We start from the raw sequence: 17219 nt of genomic DNA, 5'->3' as shown, positions 1-17219 counted from the left end.
TGAAGGAGTGGGTGGAAGATGAAAACACGTACCGCTGTATTACGAGAAATGAGTGCTGCAACCCCATATGCGGAAAGTCAGCCAATAAAAATTGAAACGCTAGAGCTCGACCCGCCTGAATATGGTGAGGTACTCATTCAAATGAAGGCGGCAAGTCTTTGCCATTCCGACTTATCCGTGATAAACGGAAGTAGACCAAGACAGCTTCCAATGGCACTTGGCCATGAAGCTTCAGGTGTTGTTGTGGACACTGGAGAGGGTGTTACTGATTTAGAGCTAGGTGATCATATCGTATGCGTATTCGTTCCAAGCTGCGGGCAATGCCTGCCATGTAAGGAAGGACGTCCGGCCCTATGTGAAGTTGGGGCGGAGTCAAATACTGCTGGAACTTTAATGGGTGGGGGCATTCGTCTGCATACAAAAAGGGAAGATGTTAATCATCATGTTGGTGTATCCGCTTTTTCAGAATACGCCGTTGTCTCAAGAAAATCATTAATAAAGGTAGAAAAGGATATCCCCTTTGAAAAGTTGGCACTCTTTGGTTGTGCAGTGATTACTGGTGTAGGTGCCGTTGTTAATACTGCGAATATTAGATTGGGAAGTACGGTTGCAATCGTTGGACTTGGAGGAATCGGGTTGAGTGCTCTTCTAGGGGCAATTTCTGCGGGAGCAAGTCGGGTAGTTGCTGTCGATATCAACGAAACAAAATTAAAACAAGCAAAGGAATTAGGGGCAACAGACACTTTTAACTCAAAAGATCCTAATGTGGTAAAACAAATACGTGAAGCAACGGATGGTGGACTCGATTATGCATTTGAAACTGCAGGAGCAGTACCTGCTATGGGGGTAGCATATGGGATTACCAAGCGTGGTGGAACTACCGTGACAACTGGTCTGCCACACCCTGAGCATCACTTTTCTTTTCCGCATGTTACATTAACGGCGGAAGAAAGGACTATAAAAGGTTCCTATATAGGTAGTTGTGTCCCGGAAAGAGACATACCTAACTTTATCAATTTATTTAAACAGGACCGCCTGCCAGTTGATAAATTAATGACGGATTTTATTTCCTTGGACGAGATAAATGAAGGTTTTGATATGTTGGCGAAGGGGGATTCTTCAAGGATTTTGATTCGATTTTAGTGGGTTTTCCATTTCCAAAAGAATAGAAGATATAATTTTGCTAAAAAGATCATCCTGTTTCTGTCAGATGATCTTTTTATGCATTGAATAATAATAATCCCCCTGTTAGTATACATTTTATGAATGCAGCTGAAAATTACTTGTTTAGCATCCAACATTCCACCTCCATGGAATGTTGGTTTGAAGTTCAGTAAAATGGCCTGGTGTAATATTTAAAACTGGGTATTTATTATATCAATTCAAAATATTTTGTTGACAAAAAGTAATTTTATATATAAAATCAAGATAGGCGGTGAAATGGTACGATGAATACATGCTGTAACACTCCCATTACTGCACATTTGAAATCGTTTCCCTACTAATGACCCAAAGTAGGTAGGCCATGTTCGATGGCTTGAGTCTTAAAATCTGCTACATATTGATCCAATCGTTTCTTTCATCAGAGATCCACATAAAAACTTCAAGATTTTGCATATCACCCAAAAATCAATATTCTAATCTCAAACTAGTCTGTTCATCGCAAAAACTTTTAGCTTAAATCATATGTTATGTCAAATATGTACATGGATGATTATTAGTATTCTTTGGATGCAATATCCATGTATTTACAAAAGTCAAGTAGAATGGAGGAAATAAAATAATGGAGGCTCTATTAGAGTCACATAAGGCTGCGCGCCCTTTTTTCACAGAAGAGCATTATATGTTCCATGACTCTATTCGTAAATTCATGGAGAAAGAGGCAGTCCCATATTATGAGCAATGGGAAAAAGATAAAATAAAATGGTACCTCGGGAGTTTTGGAATAAGTTGGGTCAACAAGGATTTATCTGTCCATGGATAGATGAAGAATATGGCGGTTTAGGGCTGGATTTTGCCTTCGCGCTCATTTTGCATGAAGAAGTGGCAAGGGTCGGTGCTGAACTGACCGGTATTGGAACACATAGTAATATTATCGTTCCTTATATTGCGAGTTTCGGTACAGAGGAACAAAAACATAAATTTCTACCTGGATGTGTCAATGGGAATATGATAACAGCGATTGCTATGACAGAACCTGGTGCGGGATCTGACCTAGCAAACATTCAAACAACAGCAGTGAAAGATGGAGACCATTATATTATCAACGGCCAAAAAACATTTATTACCAATGGGATTCATTCTGATTTAATTGTTGTGGCATGTAAAACGGATCCAACAGCTCAACCTGCGCACAGAGGGATAAGCTTGATTTTAGTTGAACGTGACACACCAGGTTTTTCACGCGGGAGGAAACTGGATAAAGTAGGTATGCATAGTCAGGATACAGCCGAACTAATCTTTGAGGATGTTCGCGTTCCAGTTACAAACCTGATCGGAGAAGAAGGAAAAGGTTTTTATCACCTCATGACGAATTTACAACAAGAACGTTTATTATGCGCTGTCAATGCGCAAGTTGCAGCTGAAGATATGCTTCAGTTAACAACAATCTATGTCAAAGAAAGAGAAGCATTCGGTCGACCAATTAGTAAATTTCAACATACGCAATTTAAAATTGCAGAAATGGCCACAGAAATCCAAATTGGTCGTGTTTACCTTGACAACTTAATTCAAAAACATATGCAGGAAATGGACATCGTAACAGAGGTTTCTATGGGTAAATGGTGGATTACCGATATGGCGAAACGGGTCGCTACAGAATGTATGCAATTACATGGTGGGTACGGATATATGGAAGAATATAAGATTGCCAAAAGATACCGTGATATACCGATCACATCTATTTTCGCAGGTTCAAACGAGATTATGAAAGTTATTATTTCCAAAAATCTTGGTTTATAAATAAAAGATATTAAGAAGGGTTTGATAAATAATGAAAAATCTAGATGGAAAAGTAGCTATTGTAACAGGTTCCGGTCGGGGAATAGGTCGGGAAATTGCATTGCTTCTGGCTAAAGAGGGTGCAAAGGTTGTCGTAAACGATTTAGGTGGTTCATCTGATGGAACAGGAAACGATACAAAAGTAGCCGATGTGGTAGTAAAAGAGATTAAAGACGCTGGTGGAGAAGCAGTAGGAAATTGTGATTCTGTCGCGGTGTATGAAAATGCTGAGAACATTGTAAATACAGCAATGGAGACGTATGGACGCCTTGATATTGTCGTCAATAATGCCGGAATATTACGTGACCGTATGATTTTTAAAATGAGTGAAGAAGAGTTTGATTCCGTTATCGCTGTTCACTTGAAAGGAACCTTTAACATGACAAGGGCAGCAGCTCCATTATTTAAGGAACAAAAGAGTGGTAGATTCATTAATTTCACATCCACTTCTGGCTTGATAGGAAACATCGGACAGGCAAATTATGCAGCAGCCAAACTTGGAATAGCCGGAATAACGAAAATTACTGCATTGGATATGCGACGCTACCATGTGACGGCAAATGCGGTTGCTCCATTTGCCTGGAGCCGACTAATTGGTACGATTCCTACTGAAACAGATGCAGAAAAAGAACGCGTGAAAAAAATGAAGCAAATGTCCCCGGCAGATATTGCACCACTCGTAGCATTTCTAGCATCTGATCAGGCTGATGATGTATCCGGACAAATCTTTGGTGTAAGAGGAAAAGAAATTATGGTTTTCTCTCAACCACGTCCCGTCCGTTCGACTTATAACGCTGAAGGATGGAATATTGAAAGCATCGCATCTGTTAAAGGCGCATTGAAAAATAGCTTTACACCTTTGGAAGTCAGTTCGGAAGTTTTTCCATATGACCCATTAGTTTAATAGAAGAGATGGTTACAATAGTTCGGTAAATGGCCTCAAATATCCCTTTAGTTCTTTCAGTATTATAAGGGCAAAAACTAGAATACGAGGTGAGAAAAATTGACAGGTATTAAGGATTTAATAGGCGTACAATATGAACCCTATTCTATGAAAGTGGAAAAGGGGAAAATTAGGGAGTTTGCTGAAGCGATTGGGGAAGACAACCCCATCTATTATGATGTAGAAGCAGCCAAAAAGGAAGGGTTTAAAGGTATTCCCATTCCTTTAACCTTTCTTACTGCAATTGATTTTTGGGGTGGACCAAGTTTTGATGAGAAAATGAAGAAATTGCAGTTAAATCCGGTCAAAGTGTTACATGGAGAACAAGAATATGAATATATGAAAGACATTTACGCAGGCGATGTTTTAACTGTAAAGTCAATGGTTTCGGATGTGGCCGTTAAAAAAGGGTCTTCGGGAGGAATGAACTTAATCACAACTGAAAATCAGTATACCAATCAAAATGGAGAATTGGTAGCAAAATCAAAAGGTGTTACGATCGAGCGTCATTAGTTTAATGATAAGGAGTGATCCATATGTATGTTGAAGATCTTCAGGAAGGAGATCAGTTTCCTGTTGTACGTGACCCTGAGATTACTAGAGTGCAACTGGTTAAATATGCAGGAGCCTCAGGTGATTTTAACCCGTTACATACCGTTGAGGAAGTGGGAGAACAAGCGGGAACAGGGGTCATTGCTCATGGAATGTTGATTATGGGGATGGCATCCAAGGCAGTTACGAACTGGATCCCAAGACAATATATTAAAAAATACAATGTTCGTTTTCGGAAAATGACACACCCTGGTGAAGAAATAGAAGTTGTCGGAAAAGTGTTAGAAAAGAAGGATGAAAGGATAGTTGGAGAAGTGCAAGCGCGAAATCCAGAAGGGGAAGTCAAAGTCGCTGGAAAATTTGAGGTGGAGCTTCCTTCAATGGGATAGGAGAATAAGGAGTATTTTGAAGATACCAGAATTATAACGGGATGTACAATATGCATGCGGCAACGAAAGGCTATTCGGATAGTTTTGCGAAATATCAAAACTAAAAGGTGTTTTATTCAAGAAGTCATAATCATACAGACAGACAGCAATAGTGGTATAGGTGCCAAAGACGCTGGTCAATTATAAATATTTGAAAGTTAAATCTGTCATTTGCGTTTCATCATAGAACACTAGCTATTGTTTCTTAAAAAATGAAATTGATGTAGTTGATAATACTTTATAAATACTTCATGAATGTGTGACACCTTCTACAATATAAGTTGAATGATACTCTGGAGAAGATATTTCGGTTTTTAGGAGCTTTTTCCGATCCCTATCTCTTATGGAATTGCAAGAAGAAAGTATTATAGATTAAATCCCGTGATATGGGGGTAGCAACCGTGAATGGGGGATTTTAGGAAACAAAAGTATTTTGGAAATATTTAATTGATATAGGGAGGGGAAAAGATTGCGGGGTATTCTTTCATATGGGGCTTATATTCCTTATCACCGGCTGCAACGAACGAAACTAAAGGAATTTTTCGGAACATCCACCTTAAAAGGAGAAAAAGCAGTAGCAGGTTTTGATGAGGATGCTGTATCCATGGGCGTAGAGGCGGGGTTCGATAGTTTAAATGGATTGGATGAAAAAACGATTGATGCTGTTTACTTTGCAACCACAAATGGCCCCTATGATGAAAAGTCATCTTTATCAACTATAACGAAGGCATTGGATCTTCGTAAAGATGTTCGGGGCATGGAAACAGCCCATTCCTTAAGAGCTGGAACCTCATCTCTTATGGAAGCCCTTGATCAGGAAAAGCAAACACTTATTATAGCATCTGATTGTCAAATTGGCGCACCTAATGGCGCCAATGAGCAATTATTTGGAGATGGAGCCGTTTCCTTTGTAACAGGAAGTGGAGATAATGTCGTTGCTAAAGTCGTTGATTCACTTACTGTACAAGATGAAGTTGTTGGTCAATGGCGTTCTAATGGAGATGATGTTGAACGAAATTGGGAGGAAAGGTTTATTTCTTCTGTATTTACTACATCTGTACAACATGCTGTTTCGAAATTGTTGCATAAAAATGAAATCGCTTTATCTGGTGTATCGAAGGTTATTATTTCTGCACCAGTGAAAAAGGGGTATCAAAAAATTGCCAGGGCCTTAGGTGTAAGTGAAGAACAATTACTAGATCCACTGTTCGATACTGTTGGGCAAACAGGTACTGCCCATGCAGGAATGATGTTAGTGGAAGCGTTGGAACATGCCAAGCCAGGTGAATATATTTTGGTTGCCAATTTTGCCGAGGGTACAGATGTCATTTTACTAGAGGCAACGGATGCATTAGCAAAAAGTGTGGATCATAAAGGTTTAAAAGGACATATCCAGGTAAAAAATAGCGACCTTGCCTATGCAAATTATTTGAAATGGAAAGGGCTTTTAAAAACTGAACCTCCAAGGAGACCAGAACGTGATCGCCCTTCTGCACCAGCTATGTATCGAAATTATGATCAAAACCTCAGTTTTTATGGATCAAAGTGTCAAGTGTGTGGAACAGCACAATTTCCCAAACAAAGGGTTTGTGCGAAATGTCATGCTAAAGATCAAATGGAGGATTATCGATTTGTTGGTAAAACAGCAACCATTACGACCTATACACTTGATTACCTGGCACCAACACTTGCACTACCTGCATTAATTGCCGTTATCGATTTTGAAGGCGGCGGTAGGATTATGTGTGAGCTAACCGATTGTGAACCAGATGAAATTGAAATAGGGATGGAGGTCGAGCTGACCTTCCGTCGTTTGTATGAACAAGGTGGCATTCATAATTATTTCTGGAAAGCAAGACCTAAGCGATGAAAGGGGTGGATAACGATGGGGAAAGGAATTCGTGATCGGGTAGCGGTTGTAGGCATGGGTTGCACCCGTTTCGCGGAACATTGGGATAAGAGTACAGATGATTTGTTAGTGGAAGCAGCTTATGATGCTTTTGAAGATGCTGGAATCGAACCTACAGATATTGATGCAGCATGGCTTGGAACGATGAATTCCGGTTATGCCGGGTTCACGTTAGCTGGACCATTAAAAACAAACTATGTCCCTGTAACAAGGGTAGAAAACTTGTGTGCAACGGGTTCGGAAGCATTTCGAAATGCATGTTACGCTGTTGCTTCAGGTGTATTTGATGTAGTACTTGCGATTGGCGTAGAGAAATTGAAGGACTCCGGGTTTAGTGGATTAACTCGTCCAACCCCACCATCTGATGGAACGGCACCGAATATTACTGCACCCGCAAGTTTTTCCTTTTTAGCACCGGCGTATTTTAATAAATATGGGTTGGACCCAAAAGAAGGGAAACGAGTACTCTCAAGAATTGCCTGGAAAAATCATAAAAATGGTTCCTTGAATCCAAAGGCACAGTACCGTAAAGAGGTACTAATGGAACAAATTGAGAACTCGCCAATGGTTGCTTCTCCATTAGGGATAATGGATTGTTCCGGGGTGGCGGACGGAGCAGCAGCCGCAATTATTGTTCGTACAGAGGATGCACCTAAATATCGTAACGATCCCATGTATGTAAAAGCATTATCGATTGCAGCGGGACCTGGAGATGGAAGAATGACACAGGATTTTGATTTTACCTCGATTCAGGAAAATATTGCAGCATCTACTGCAGCATATAAAGAGGCGGGGATCCTCAATCCTCACGAGGAAATTGATATGGCTGAGGTGCATGATTGTTTTACACCAACAGAACTTGTTATTTATGAAGATCTTGGATTTAGTGAACGTGGGGCGGCGTGGCGCGATGTCCTAAACGGAGATTTCGATTTAACTGGCAGGCTTCCCGTCAATCCAGATGGTGGATTGAAGTCATTTGGTCATCCAATTGGTGCAAGTGGACTCCGAATGTTGTATGAGATGTATTTACAATTCCAAGGAAAGGCTGGAAAACGTCAACTGGATCATCCCAAGATCGGACTGACACATAATTTAGGTGGAACACCATGGCAATGCGTATCTTTTGTATCAGTTGTTGGAAAAGAGCTCGCTTAGAATTTTATAAACTTGGTAGAAAGAGGGGACAAGATGGGTCAATATGATGAACCGGTAACAATGAAAGATGAATGCATAGTTGAACTGCCCGAACAATCTATCTTTGATGTGTTTGAAAAAAGCACGCGGAAACATGCTTCACATACGGCGGTTATTGATGGCGAAAAGCAAGTGACTTTTTCGGAATTAAAAGATGCGAGTGAGTATTTGGCAGCTGCTTTATATCATAAGGATTTTCAAAAAGGAGATCGTCTTGCCTTAATGCTACCAAATAGTTTGGAATATATTACTACCTTTTTTGCGGTGCATCGGTTGGGAGGGACAATTGTTCAGGTCAACCCCATGTACCAACCACAAGAATTAGAACATATTTTAAAAGATTCCGAGGCAGCATGGTTTGTTGGATACGAAAAAGAAAAAGAAAAATTAAAAAAGATTGATGGATTGCAATATTTAGAGGCAATTTATGTAGACGCTTCATCAGGGGATTCGCTTGATCACCTAATTCGAAGGAAAATAAAAGATCTACCAGATATAGATATTGATTTAAAGGAAGATGTTGCAGTATTCCAATACACCGGTGGAACAACGGGTCTGCCAAAGGGAGCGATGCTGACACATTCGAATATTGTTTCAAACATTCATCAAACCTACCATCATATAGAAGAAATCTATAGTCAGTCCCATCATAAATTATTAGGCACCGCCCCCATGTATCACGCCATGGGTATGACAAATATGTTTTTATGCCTTACCATCGGTGGTACGTATATTGCAGTGGAACGTTTTAAGGCACATACAGCCATTGAAATAATCAGGAAACATCAGCCGACCCTATTTTTAGGATCGCCCACCATGTATATTGCCCTGTTAAACGATGAAACATTGCAACAGGACGATCTAAGATGCTTTAAGCTTTGTGTATGTGGGTCAGCACCGATGCCAAATGAAGTGATCAAACAATTTGATCAAGCGACAGATGCATTATTTACGGAAGGATATGGACTTTCCGAGGCAACTACATCGACACATCGTAATCCCACAAAAGGGAAGAAAAAGGTTGGTAGTGTAGGCGTACCAATTCCAAATACAAAGGCGAAAATTGTTGATGTGGAAACTGGTAAAACGGAAATGCCAATCGGAGAATCTGGAGAATTAATCGTAAAAGGCCCCCAAGTGATGAAAGGGTATTGGAATAATCCCGAAGAAACAGAAAATGCAAAAAGGAATGGTTGGCTTTACACAGGTGACATCGCGGTAAAGGATGAAGATGGATATTACTTTATTGTTGGCCGAAAAAAAGACATGATTATTGCCGGTGGTTACAATATTTATCCAGCAGAAATAGAAAATGTCATTTATGAACACCCTGCCGTACAAGAAGCATGTGTTTTTGGCGTTCCAGATCCATATCGTGGCGAAACAGTTAAAGTAGCCATTGTAGAAAAGGAACCAATGACAGAAGAAGATATCACAAATTGGTGCGCAGAGCGATTGGCGAAATATAAGGTTCCGAAGATCATTGAATTTCGTGGTGAATTGCCAAAAACAACGGTTGGAAAAATTCTACGTAGGCAATTGGTGGAAGAGGCAAAAACCCAAGGTTATAGAATGTGAAAACCATATAAAATACGTCTATTTAGACGAGAGGGTGGATATGAAAAAAATCATTCAGGTGATAAACAAAATAAACGAGTCGATGGTGTGTGGTATCAAAATGGGGTTCAAGCAATTGTTGATAAACGTAAATTAACGTTTGAGTAAACATTTACTAGGATGACTAGGGTTAGACTTGTGACCAAAGTATTAAAAACGTATTGTACCCGTAGCTGGATGGAGCAAAGTTGAAGGTGCAATGATAGAAAAATGGAACGTGAAGTAGTATTGTAGCTGATTTTGACATCAGGTAGTTTATAAATCAGGTAACCTAACCTTCTGAAAGGTGTGAATTAGATTGACCACGTCCTCATTACCATTATCTAGACAGTTGTTGATTGGGGAGCAATTAAAAAGAGCGACACATAGGGAACCGGACCGGGAGGCTTTTATTTATGAAAATCAAAGAGTGACATATAGAAAAATGGACTACCAGGCTTCACAGATAGCTGGCTGGCTTCAATCAAAAGGAATTAAACATAATGACAAAGTAGGATTTATTATGAAAAACAGCCTTGCCTTTGTGGAAGTGTTTTTTGGAATCGCTTTATCGGGTGGGGTTGGTGTACCAATTAATTTTCGCTTAGCAGAGGAAGAATTTAAGTACATCATTAATAATTCGGATACGAAGCTGTTAGTTATTGATTAATGAATATGCAGAAAAGATTGCTTCCATACGTAGCGGTATTCCAAATGTTGAAATCATTGTGACGGTTGGGGATTCAAACCAATCCTCTGAATTTATGGATTACCACACAATATTTGAAACAGAACATGAATTTTTCCCTTGTGCGCAACTAAAGGACGATGACCCAGGGATGATTGTGTATACCTCAGGAACTACAGGCCGCCCTAAAGGAGCTGTATTAACTCATAAAAATTTAATTCTTGGTAAGTTAATTTTATTATGGGAAATTGGAACGCCGATGTACAGCAAACAGTTAATTGTTCCACCGATGTTTCATGCTGCTGCAATGGGCTATTTAATACGTGGTTGCATGATTGTGGGGACATCTGTTATTCACCGAGATTTTCAACCCGAAAACATCCTAACAATCATTGAAAAGGAAAAAATCAATACCATGTTTTTAGTGCCGGCCATGTGGAATTTCTTGCTACGTGTGCCTAACGTAAGGGAGTTTGATTTAACATCTATGCGGGAATGCTCAACTGGTGGTGCCATTACTCCTTTGGAATTAAAGAAGCGAATTATAAAAGTATTTGAGAATGCTAGTTATAGTGAGGCATTTGGTCAAACGGAAATGAGTCCATCAACAACTTCATTAAATGGTAATGATTCATATAGAAAGACTGATTCAGTAGGCAAACCAATTCCAAACGTTGAAGTTCGCATCGTTGATGAAGAAATGAATGATGTTCCAATAGGTGAAATTGGTGAGATTGTCTACCGTGGACCAACAGTGATGAAGGAATATTATAACAATCCAGAAGCGACAAGAGAGGCTTTTAGAGGTGGATGGTTTCACAGTGGCGATTTAGTTCGAATGGATGAAGAGGGGTTTATTTATGTCGTTGATCGCAAAAAGGATATGATTATCAGTGGTGGAGAGAATATTTATTCTGCCGAGATTGAAGAGGTTCTTTATACACATCCAGATATTTTAGAGTGTGCTGTCATCGGTGTACCTGATATCCATTGGGGGGAAAGAGTCAAAGCGTATATTGTAATGAAACCAGAAAAAAAGTTAACAGAACAAGAAGTTATTGCGTATTGCAAAAAAAGTCTAGCTTCTTATAAAAAACCTAAGGAAGTAGAATTCATTGATACGTTACCGAGAAATGCTTCAGGAAAGGTATTGAAAACGACTTTACGTGGTCCGCATAAAAATAGTTCAAAACAAATTCAAGGGGGATAAAAATGTATCAAACCATTAAGGTAGATATTGCGAATGGGATGATGACAATGTAAGGGTAATTATAGTTACTGGAGAAGGGAGAGCATTTAGTGCTAGGACTGATTTGGGCAAAGGTGGAGATACTTTTGGATATTGAGGATTTCCGTGATGACGGTGGCATTTTATCGTTGCGAATATATGATTTGAATAAGCCAATTATCGCAGCCGTCAATGGACCAGCAGTGGAAATTGGTGCAAAAAATACAATACACTTCCAATGGATGACCCCCAATGGAATCCCATGAGGTTGAATCTAAGTATCTTCACTTTACAGGAAAAAACGCGGATGCAAAAGGGTGTTACTTCATTCTTAGAAAAACGGAAACCAGAGTTTGGAATGAAAGTAAGCTCAGATTTACCACATTTCTATCCTTGGGGAGCGAACGGAAATTTAAAGAGGAGTCGTAAAAAGATTTGGATTTGATGGTTAGCTTTTCGAAAACCGATTTATAACACACGTATTTCTCACTTACTTCCATCTTGGAATCCCCCATCCTTAACAAAGCATAATATTATTGCTATCTTCAAGCGATCCGTCATCGGGGGATTTGTTCTAGTAATAATTGAATCCGCTTTCCCATTTTTAATGTTCCTTCCCACTTTAGACATTCGAGCGCTACTTAAGTAGTTTCCTTAATAGCTTCCATATACGACATACTAACATCACACGTAAGGCTAAGTTGCAGTAAGTTTGTGATGTGTGGCATTACACATAATTCTGTACCGTCAAAGACAAACAACAATAAATGAAAACAAAAAACAAAATTTTGCTGGTTTCGATATTCAATCATAGCAAACACTTTCATTTCCCAATTAATATTTCAATATCATTGCTCTCAATCTGTTCAGCTATATCACTACCAACAGGCCTGTCGGTAATAATTTTATCAATTTGATCCAAGCTGGCAAAAACAGCACTCGAATTCTTTTCAATTTTCGAGGAATCAATTAATGCTATTACTTTTTCCGCTTTTAACACAATTGCTTTTTTCAATTGAACTTCATACAAATTGAAATCAGTCAACCCATTGTCGACCGAAAAACCGTTAGCCGAGGTGAACATCAGATCAATATTTATGTAATCAAGTATACTTAACCCAAGGGTACCTTCAATGGAAGATGATCCCTTTGTAACCAAACCACCAATCTGAATAACGGTAATATCAGGATTGTGATTAAGCTCCATGGCACACTGGAGTCCTGTTGTCACAACGGTTAGCCGGATAGGCTGTGTTTTGATATAGCGTGCCATTTCCAATGCGGTGGAACTTGCGTCAAGCAGGATGCATTGTTTTTCTTCAATCAATTCAAATGCTTTTTTGGCAATTTGCATTTTTTCTTTTTTATTTTTCTTTTCTCGAACACTAAAGCTAGTCTCATTATCGTTATCTGTATTTAATACTGCACCGCCATGTGTTCTGGTTAATAGCCCGTCCGCCTCCATTTTGTTGAGATCAGTTCTTAATGTGGCTTCCGATACACCGATTTCCCCCGCTAATTCCTTGACAGTGGCACGTTTTTGGTTGTGCAGCAATTGTATGATTTTATCTCGTCGTTCACTTGCAAACATCTTCATGATCTTCACCCTTAATTTTCTTTTACTAATGATAATAGTATGCCATTTATCAACATTTATCAATATATCTCTCTGCATTTTTTAAATGTCTCCCCAATCTATAGGTCATTTATAAAAACATATGAAAACGTTTAAAAATATTATTGACAAATTGAAAGCAAATGATAAAATTAAACTATAATTTGATAGCGATTACATAATCATTGAAACTATAATCCTTCATCAGTTATGTCATCGCCTTCAAATAAAATATCTGCATTCAGGGTATGGAACTTAGGTTATTCTTACAAACCATAGAAGGGGAGAATGAGGATGAGTCAAACAGTAGAAGAAAAACAGGTGGTATCTCGGGAGATTCCGGAAACGATGAATGCTGTAGTGGCCTACGCTCCAGAGGATTATAGGTTTGAGGAAGTGAAAACTCCAAAACTGGAAAACGATCAAGAGATTATTATAAAGGTAGAAGCGTGCGGAATTTGTGCAGGAGATATTAAAGCATATGGTGGGGCACCTAGCTTCTGGGGGGATGAAAAACAACCACCATATATAAAAGCGCCAATGATTCCAGGTCATGAATTCATTGGGAGAATTGTACAAAAAGGGGATGCAATTACAGATTTTGAAATTGGTGACCGGGTCATTTCCGAACAAATTGTACCTTGCTGGGATTGCCGTTTTTGTAATCGAGGGCAATATTGGATGTGCGAAAAACATGATTTGTACGGTTTTCAAAACAATGTAAACGGTGGCATGGCAGAATATATGAAATTCACCAAGGAAGCAATCAATTATAAAGTTCCAGAAGATTTACCACTAGAAAAAGCTATTTTAATAGAACCATACGCTTGCAGTCTACATGCAGTACAAAGAGCTAACGTCCAACTTGGTGATGTTGTTGTTTTATCCGGTGCAGGAACGCTTGGCTTGGGAATGGTAGGAGCCTTGAAGAAATCCGGCCCTAAGAAGTTGATTGTATTGGATTTGAAAGAGGATCGCTTGGAACTGGCAAAGAAATTCGGAGCGGATCTTGTTTTAAATCCTAGTAAAGTGGACGTGGAAAAAGAAATCAAGGAAATGACCGACGGCTATGGTTGCGATGTTTATATCGAAGCTACTGGGCATCCGAAATCGGTTGAACAAGGCTTGCAAATGATTCGTAAATTGGGCCGTTTTGTAGAATTTAGTGTGTTTGGTGAGCCGGTAACAGTAGACTGGAGTATTATCAGCGATCGGAAAGAGTTGGATCTTTTAGGATCACACTTGGGGCCGTACTGCTATCCGCTCGTTATTGAGGGCATCAAGAACGGGGACTTTCCGACAGAAGGTGTTGTGACACACAAGCTTCCTCTCGAGCAATTTGAAGAGGGTTTCGATTTAATGAAGAAGGGTGAAAACTCTTTAAAAATTGTTTTACAGCCATAATGATATAGAAGTACGGAAGGGAAATGTGCTTTCTCTTCCGGACAATTTACTTATAAGGTAGGTGGAACTACGTGCTGAATAGTGAAAATTTTCTGGATAGGATTGGGATTACCAGTAAAATCTCGTGGGGTTTTTTAGGTGTTCTAATTTTCATGATGGGGGATGGGCTTGAATTAGCTTTTATTTCGCCTTATCTGGTCGATCAGGGCCTATCAGTGACACATGTTTCCGCATTGGTTACCGGATATGGGATAATGATTGCGGTTGCTTCCTGGTTTTCCGGTGTATTGATTGACATGTTCGGGGCTAGAAAAGTCATGCTTTGGGGCTTGATTGCCTATATTGTTGGCCATTCAGCATTTGTCGGTTTCGGGGTTAGCAATTTAGATTATATAATAATGCTTCCGACGTATATGATGCGTGGAATTGGTTATCCACTGTTTGCTTATGGTTTTTTGGTCTGGATTACCTATAGGACGCCACAAAAACGGCTTGGTAAAGCTGTTGGCTGGTTCTGGTTCGTTTTCTCAGGAGGGATGAATGTCCTTGGAGCTGGCTTTTCTAAATGGGCAGTCGAACATCTTGGGTATATTAATACATTATGGTCATCAATTTTTTGGGTATTGCTCGGTGCGCTGTTTGCTTTGGTGTTTAATCGTGACAAGCTGGAAAGAGTATCCACGTCCAAAGGTATTGATCAGGTCAAGGAGCTGGCACGTGGTATAACGATTGTCATAAGGGAACCAAAAGTAGGCGTTGCTGGTATTGTTCGTGTTATCAACCAGGCTGCCCAATATGCCTTTCCGGTATTTTTACCGACATACCTGGCAGCATACGGTATACCAACGACAACGTGGTTAGGTATCTGGAGTGCAATCTTCCTCTCTAATATTGCTTTTAACCTAATTTTCGGTGTCGTTGGTGATAAGTTAGGTTGGCGTAATACGATTATGTGGATTGGCGGTGTTGGTTGTGGTGTGTTTACGCTATTGCTCTACTATACACCACAAATCATCGGCGGTAACCTGACTGTCATGACTATAGTGGGTATTTTATGGGGTGCTTGCCTGGCGGGTTATGTGCCGATTTCCGCGCTGGTTCCTTCCCTTGTTAAAGAAGAAAAAGGTGCAGCCATGTCAATTCTGAACTTGGGCGCCGGTCTATGTGTCTTTGTTGGCCCGGCCATAGTGACAGTGTTTTATGGGCTTGTCGGTGCGGTCGGTGTAACCTGGATTTTAAGCGGCCTGTATTTTGCAAGCACGATTATGATGATTTGGGTTAAATTACCAAATAACGCAAAAACCCTAGATGATATCGGTAAGAGTGAAGCGGTTGTTGCAGATTAAGACAAAATAAGTTTGAAAGACGATCAAACAGTCCCGTGGCTTGGATGCAGGGGGACTGGCTTGTGTTTGAGGTTTGTTATTTTTCAATAGAGTAGGAAAAGAAACAGAAGTAAAGGGAGTGGAGCGAGATGAAAAAGTTAATAAACAATCCTGTAGATGTTGTAGAAGAAATGGTTGAAGGATATGTAATGGCGCATTCTGATTATATCAATCAATTACCGACAAATAAACGATCATTGGTTATTAATAAAAAAACGAGGGATGGGAAGGTTGGTATCCTCATTGGCGGTGGATCCGGTCACGAACCAGCGTTTATGGGATATGTTGGCAATGGCATGGCAGACGGTGTTGCAGTGGGTAATATCTTTGCCTCCCCTTCCCCGGATCCTATCTTGGAAGTTACCAAGGCAATTGATAAAGGAGCAGGGGTTGTTTATCTTTATGGAAATTATGCTGGTGATGTGATGAATTTTGGCATGGCAGCGGAATCAGCTGATTTGGAAGAAGATATTGAGGTCGGTATGGCTTTGACGACTGATGATGTTGCCTCGGCCCCAAAAGAAGAAAAGGAAAAACGTCGCGGAATTGCTGGTGAATTCTTCGTTTATAAAGCTGCGGGTGCTGCAGCTGATTTTGGTTATCATTTAGAAGATGTTGTTCGGACAGCAAAGAAGGCAAATGAAAATACACGTTCAATGGGCGTAGGTTTGAACCCTTGTTCACTGCCGCAAACTGGCGAACCAAGCTTTGACATCGCGGACGATGAGATGGAAATTGGTTTAGGGCATCATGGTGAACCAGGCATCGAAAAAGGTAAATTGGAATCAGCCGATCGTGTTGCAGAACGGTTGGTACATGATATTTTAGCAGATGTCGATTTAACCAAAGACGATGAAGTTGCAGTACTTGTTAACGGGTTAGGATCTACACCGAGAATGGAATTGTATATCGTTTATCGTCGCGTTCAGCAACTCCTTGATGAATTGGGTATAACAATTTATCGCTCTTATGTTGGTGATTATATCACTTCATTGGAAATGGGTGGCTGTTCCGTAACCATCATGAAGTTGGATGATGAGTTGAAAAAGTGTATTGATCATCCAGTTGATTGTCCGATGTTTGTTCAAAAATAAGAGGGGTTCCAAAACAGTTTAATCTAAATTATTTAAAATTAATTACTTTTTAGCAGGATTCTCGCATTTTATGTCGAACCTTGTAAGTAGAAATAAAATGAGGAGGATCGCTAACATGTATACCATCGATGAAGCATCCAACATACTTGGTGTTCATCCCACTACATTAAGAAGGTGGGA

General features: G+C 39.8%; 14 protein-coding genes and 1 pseudogene. 14 read left to right on the top strand and 1 reads right to left on the bottom strand.

Features of this window, described 5'->3' with window-relative positions; genetic code table 11:
* The first annotated feature begins 18 nt into the window (after positions 1 to 18).
* From ABRT01_RS13625 to ABRT01_RS13575, 11 genes and pseudogenes are all read left to right on the top strand, one after another.
* Positions 19 to 1143, top strand: coding sequence for a zinc-dependent alcohol dehydrogenase family protein (locus tag ABRT01_RS13625; RefSeq protein ID WP_367747894.1), 1125 nt, complete (start codon positions 19 to 21; stop codon positions 1141 to 1143).
* 640 nt (positions 1144 to 1783) lie between these two features.
* A pseudogene (locus ABRT01_RS13620) lies at positions 1784 to 2961 on the top strand (acyl-CoA dehydrogenase family protein).
* A gap of 31 nt (positions 2962 to 2992) precedes the next feature.
* Complete coding sequence (locus tag ABRT01_RS13615; RefSeq protein WP_367747891.1) at positions 2993 to 3904, top strand: SDR family NAD(P)-dependent oxidoreductase; 912 nt, start codon at positions 2993 to 2995, stop codon at positions 3902 to 3904.
* Between the two features lie 99 nt (positions 3905 to 4003).
* Entirely contained in the window at positions 4004 to 4456 is a 453-nt protein-coding gene (locus ABRT01_RS13610; RefSeq protein ID WP_367747888.1) for a MaoC family dehydratase N-terminal domain-containing protein, read from the top strand.
* A 23-nt stretch (positions 4457 to 4479) separates the two neighbouring features.
* On the top strand, positions 4480 to 4884 hold the full coding sequence (locus tag ABRT01_RS13605; protein ID WP_367747885.1) for a MaoC/PaaZ C-terminal domain-containing protein: 405 nt from the start codon (positions 4480 to 4482) through the stop codon (positions 4882 to 4884).
* Positions 4885 to 5392: 508 nt separating this feature from the next.
* On the top strand, positions 5393 to 6793 hold the full coding sequence (locus ABRT01_RS13600; RefSeq protein WP_367747882.1) for an OB-fold domain-containing protein: 1401 nt from the start codon (positions 5393 to 5395) through the stop codon (positions 6791 to 6793).
* A 15-nt stretch (positions 6794 to 6808) separates the two neighbouring features.
* Complete coding sequence (locus ABRT01_RS13595) at positions 6809 to 7990, top strand: acetyl-CoA acetyltransferase (RefSeq protein WP_367747879.1); 1182 nt, start codon at positions 6809 to 6811, stop codon at positions 7988 to 7990.
* A gap of 33 nt (positions 7991 to 8023) precedes the next feature.
* Complete coding sequence (locus tag ABRT01_RS13590; RefSeq protein WP_367747876.1) at positions 8024 to 9607, top strand: long-chain-fatty-acid--CoA ligase; 1584 nt, start codon at positions 8024 to 8026, stop codon at positions 9605 to 9607.
* A 337-nt stretch (positions 9608 to 9944) separates the two neighbouring features.
* On the top strand, positions 9945 to 10295 hold the full coding sequence (locus tag ABRT01_RS13585; protein ID WP_367747873.1) for an AMP-binding protein: 351 nt from the start codon (positions 9945 to 9947) through the stop codon (positions 10293 to 10295).
* On the top strand, positions 10288 to 11523 hold the full coding sequence (locus ABRT01_RS13580) for an AMP-binding protein (RefSeq protein ID WP_367747870.1): 1236 nt from the start codon (positions 10288 to 10290) through the stop codon (positions 11521 to 11523). The genes ABRT01_RS13585 and ABRT01_RS13580 overlap by 8 nt, the downstream gene beginning before the upstream one ends.
* 89 nt (positions 11524 to 11612) lie before the next feature.
* On the top strand, positions 11613 to 11807 hold the full coding sequence (locus ABRT01_RS13575; protein WP_367747867.1) for a hypothetical protein: 195 nt from the start codon (positions 11613 to 11615) through the stop codon (positions 11805 to 11807).
* Between the two features lie 557 nt (positions 11808 to 12364).
* On the opposite strand, the gene ABRT01_RS13570 is transcribed toward ABRT01_RS13575, so the two are convergent.
* Positions 12365 to 13138 (bottom strand): DeoR/GlpR family DNA-binding transcription regulator, encoded by a 774-nt coding sequence (locus ABRT01_RS13570; RefSeq protein WP_367747864.1) that lies wholly within the window; start codon positions 13136 to 13138, stop codon positions 12365 to 12367.
* A gap of 312 nt (positions 13139 to 13450) precedes the next feature.
* Between ABRT01_RS13570 and ABRT01_RS13565 the strand changes: the two genes are divergently transcribed.
* From ABRT01_RS13565 to ABRT01_RS13555, 3 genes are all read left to right on the top strand, one after another.
* Positions 13451 to 14560 carry an MDR/zinc-dependent alcohol dehydrogenase-like family protein gene (locus ABRT01_RS13565; RefSeq protein ID WP_367747861.1) on the top strand — a complete coding sequence of 370 codons (1110 nt, stop codon included), beginning with the start codon at positions 13451 to 13453 and terminating at the stop codon, positions 14558 to 14560.
* A gap of 71 nt (positions 14561 to 14631) precedes the next feature.
* A complete protein-coding gene (locus ABRT01_RS13560; RefSeq protein WP_439649431.1) occupies positions 14632 to 15906 on the top strand; it encodes an MFS transporter in 1275 nt (424 codons plus the stop codon).
* A gap of 128 nt (positions 15907 to 16034) precedes the next feature.
* Positions 16035 to 17039, top strand: a complete 1005-nt coding sequence (locus ABRT01_RS13555) for a dihydroxyacetone kinase subunit DhaK (protein WP_367747858.1) — start codon at positions 16035 to 16037, stop codon at positions 17037 to 17039.
* Positions 17040 to 17219: the final 180 nt, after the last annotated feature.

The sequence above is a fragment of the Lentibacillus sp. L22 genome (genome assembly GCF_040812445.1).
GTDB lineage: Bacteria > Bacillota > Bacilli > Bacillales > Amphibacillaceae > Lentibacillus_C > Lentibacillus_C daqui.
This window is presented reverse-complemented; position numbering and strand designations above follow the sequence as displayed.

Coding starts and splice junctions, on each gene's coding strand:
- ABRT01_RS13625 (WP_367747894.1), top strand. CDS start 19: ATGAAAACACGTACCGCTGTATTACGAGAAATGAGTGCTGCAACCCCA.
- ABRT01_RS13615 (WP_367747891.1), top strand. CDS start 2,993: ATGAAAAATCTAGATGGAAAAGTAGCTATTGTAACAGGTTCCGGTCGG.
- ABRT01_RS13605 (WP_367747885.1), top strand. CDS start 4,480: ATGTATGTTGAAGATCTTCAGGAAGGAGATCAGTTTCCTGTTGTACGT.
- ABRT01_RS13595 (WP_367747879.1), top strand. CDS start 6,809: ATGGGGAAAGGAATTCGTGATCGGGTAGCGGTTGTAGGCATGGGTTGC.
- ABRT01_RS13590 (WP_367747876.1), top strand. CDS start 8,024: ATGGGTCAATATGATGAACCGGTAACAATGAAAGATGAATGCATAGTT.
- ABRT01_RS13570 (WP_367747864.1), bottom strand. CDS start 13,138: ATGAAGATGTTTGCAAGTGAACGACGAGATAAAATCATACAATTGCTG.
- ABRT01_RS13565 (WP_367747861.1), top strand. CDS start 13,451: ATGAGTCAAACAGTAGAAGAAAAACAGGTGGTATCTCGGGAGATTCCG.
- ABRT01_RS13555 (WP_367747858.1), top strand. CDS start 16,035: ATGAAAAAGTTAATAAACAATCCTGTAGATGTTGTAGAAGAAATGGTT.